The sequence below is a fragment of the Sulfobacillus harzensis genome (assembly GCF_012933365.1).
GTDB classification, from domain to species: Bacteria; Bacillota; Sulfobacillia; order Sulfobacillales; family Sulfobacillaceae; genus Sulfobacillus_B; species Sulfobacillus_B harzensis.
Genome location: NZ_JABBVZ010000200.1, coordinates 1 through 3,066, shown reverse-complemented (window position 1 = coordinate 3,066; position 3,066 = coordinate 1). Strand labels below are relative to the sequence as shown.

The 3,066-nt window shown below is 58.5% G+C and carries 2 protein-coding genes; both read left to right on the top strand.

Annotated features, from left to right (window positions below):
- Positions 1–277: 277 nt before the first annotated feature.
- Complete coding sequence (locus HIJ39_RS22190) at positions 278–1,225, top strand: isocitrate lyase/PEP mutase family protein (protein WP_338055275.1); 948 nt, start codon at positions 278–280, stop codon at positions 1,223–1,225.
- The gene (locus HIJ39_RS22185) at positions 1,225–2,790 is read left to right on the top strand and encodes a long-chain-fatty-acid--CoA ligase (protein ID WP_169103219.1); all 1,566 of its coding nucleotides are present in this window, start codon (positions 1,225–1,227) and stop codon (positions 2,788–2,790) included. The genes HIJ39_RS22190 and HIJ39_RS22185 overlap by 1 nt, the downstream gene beginning before the upstream one ends.
- The last annotated feature ends 276 nt before the right edge of the window (positions 2,791–3,066 follow it).

The following is a 3,066-nucleotide window of genomic DNA, read 5'->3' as shown; positions in this document are numbered from 1 at the left end:
TAGTGTAGGAAAATCGCAGCGTCCAATGCGTCAAACCCGCGCGCCGTGCGGGTTCGGATTAAATGAAAAGGCTCCTAAGAGGTTGGATGCCGCCGCTTCTCGGCGTTGACGGCTATTCGCCCAATGGTGGTCGGCGCCTACTCCTGAACGTCGCCAATATAGGATTGTCGAAATAAGTCAAGAACAGCTTCGTTTTCAGTATTGACGAACTAGTCAATCAAAAGTACCCTCGAACAGACGGCTTTCGCATATGAGACGAACAGGAGGCGAAGCTGTAGTGAGCAAGTTCATGGGACTAAGCCCTAATCCTGGCAAACAATTTCGTAACCTTCTCAAACAACCGGAACCCATTTTGGCCCCCGGTGCATTTGACGCCCTTAGTGCACGCTTAATCGAAGAAGCGGGGTTCGACGCGGTCTATATGACGGGATTTGGCGCCGCGGCTTCCGTGTTAGGTCGGCCAGACGTGGGACTTTTGACCATGCGTGAGATGGTTGATCATGCGCGGCAGATAGCCCAGGCCGTATCCAACATTCCTGTAATTGCCGACGCCGACACGGGATACGGCAATCCCGTCAACGTTGTCCGTACCGTGCAGGAATACGAGTTGGCGGGTGTGGCCGGTATCCATCTGGAGGATCAAGTGGCCCCGAAAAAATGCGGTCACATGGCGGGCAAGGAAGTCATTTCGACCTCCGAGATGGCGGCCAAAATCCGCGCCGCGTGCGATGCCCGGCGCTCCGCGGATTTCGTCATCATCGCGCGGACGGACGCCCGGGCGGTCGAGGGACTGGACGCCGCCCTCGCGCGCGCGCACCAATACCACGAGGCCGGCGCGGATCTGTTGTTCGTGGAAGCGCCGGAGACCGAGGACGAAATTCAGCGCATCGCTACAGAATTTCCTGACGTACCGCTGGTGTTCAACTGGGCGGAAGGCGGGAAAACCCCATCGGTGACCTACGCGGATCTCCGCCAGTTAGGCTTCCGCCTCATTATCTTTCCCGTCAGCGCCCTGCTGTCCGCGACGCGGGCCATGCGGGTGGTGCTTGAGTCCATCCGCACGGAAGGCACGCCTCTTGGCGTCATGGAGCAATTGGTGCCGTTCCACGAATTTCTAGATTTCATCGGGCTGCCGGAAATCCGGACCTTGGAAGCGCGCTATGGATCGGATCCGCAGTCGCCCCGAGTTATTGCCGGGCACAATGAGGGAAGGAGGAACCCCTAATGAAGACTCCCTTGACACCGCTCGCCCTGGCCAATCGGGCCTTCAAGTACTATGACCAGCGGTTAGCCATAATAGACGGCGATTATGAGGAAACCTACGGCACCTGGGCTCAGCGCATTTTTCGGGTGGCGCGGGCGCTTATCGACTCAGGCATCAAGCCGGGCGACCGGGTGGCCGCGCTGATGCCCAACACCGGGCCCATGTTGGACATGTTTTATGCGGTGCCTTGGGTCGGCGCGATTTTGGTACCACTCAATACGCGGCTCGCGGTGGACGACTATGCGTATATTCTGGACCATTCAGGCGCACGTCTGGTTGTGGTCGATGTGACGCTGTGGCCGTTGATTGCGCCGCTCCAGGAATCCTTGCCGACGGTCTGGGTCAGCCGCGGGTCGGCGGCCGGCCTACCTGAATACGAGGCCGTGCTGGGCCGTTTTTCGGGCGATCCGCTACCCCTGCCGGACATTGACGAGGATGCTACCATGACGTTGAACTACACGAGCGGAACAACCGCACGCCCCAAAGGGGTGGAACTGACACATCGGAATCTCATGGCCAACGCAGTCGATTTCGCCTATCACCTGCAGGTGGGGCTGGGCGATGTCTACCTCCATACGCTGCCGATGTTTCATGTCAATGGCTGGGGTGGTGTCTGGGCGGTCACTGGAGTTGGCGGGGTCCATGTCACCTTGCCCAAGGTAGACGGATCCCAAATTTGGCGGCTCATCCGTGAACACCGCGTGACCCGCCTGTGCGGTGCGCCGGCCGTCATGAATATCATGATTCATAGTCCGGATGCCGCCCACGTGGATCAACCCATACGCCTTGGCACGGCGGGAGCTCCGCCGCCGGCATCGATAATCGAGCGGATGGAATCCTTAGGATTTGAGATCTTGCACGTGTATGGACTGACGGAGGTCTCACCCTTCATTACCGTGTCGGAGTGGCTTCCGGAAGAGCGCCATCGACCGGTGGCCGAGCGCGCGTTGCGATCCGCCCGCCAGGGTATCCCCCAGCTATTGTCCGGGGAGGTTCGCGTGGTGCGCCCGGACAACACCGAAGTGGCTGAGGATGGGGAAGAGCTGGGCGAAATCGTCTGCCGCGGCAATGTGGTCATGAAAGGCTACTACCAGGATCCCGACGCGACTGCCAAGGTGCTGCGGGACGGATGGTTTCACACCGGGGATTTAGCGATCGTCCACCCCGACCACTACATTGAGATCCGCGACCGGGACAAGGACATCATCATCTCCGGCGGCGAAAACATTTCCTCGGTTGAGGTGGAATCGGTGTTGTACCGCCATCCGCAGATTCAGGAAGCTGCCGTCATTGGGGTTCCCGATGCCAAATGGGGTGAAACGGTGAAGGCCATTGTGGTATTGAAGAAGGACGCCGCCTTGGACCCGCACGACATCATCCGCTTCTGCCGCGATTATCTCGCCCACTTCAAAGCGCCGACATCGGTCGACATTGTTGCCGAATTGCCGCGAACCGCCAGCGGTAAGGTGCAGAAGTTCATTTTGCGAGAACCGTACTGGAAAGAGCAGACCAAACGGGTGAATTGATGGCCCCTTCGAGGTAGGTTGGTTTGCCAGCCGTTGCGGTCATTGTGAACAGGAGCCCGTTGTCGTTCCGTGTATGCGAAGGTCTTGAGCCGTTTGGCGTTTTTCACGAGGAGGTTGGATCATGGGACTGGCTAAGCTAGAAGAATTTTTCGAGGATCGCATTGCGGTCATTACCCTGGATAATCCCGGCCGGCGCAATGCGCTCCCTCGTAGATTAGGGCTTTTCTCCCGTATACTCGCTGATTCGCAGGATTTCGTGACTCACGATGTGCGAGG

Bases quoted from the DNA above. Each gene is read 5' to 3' on its own strand.
- HIJ39_RS22185 (WP_169103219.1), top strand. From the start codon at position 1,225: ATGAAGACTCCCTTGACACCGCTCGCCCTGGCCAATCGGGCCTTCAAG.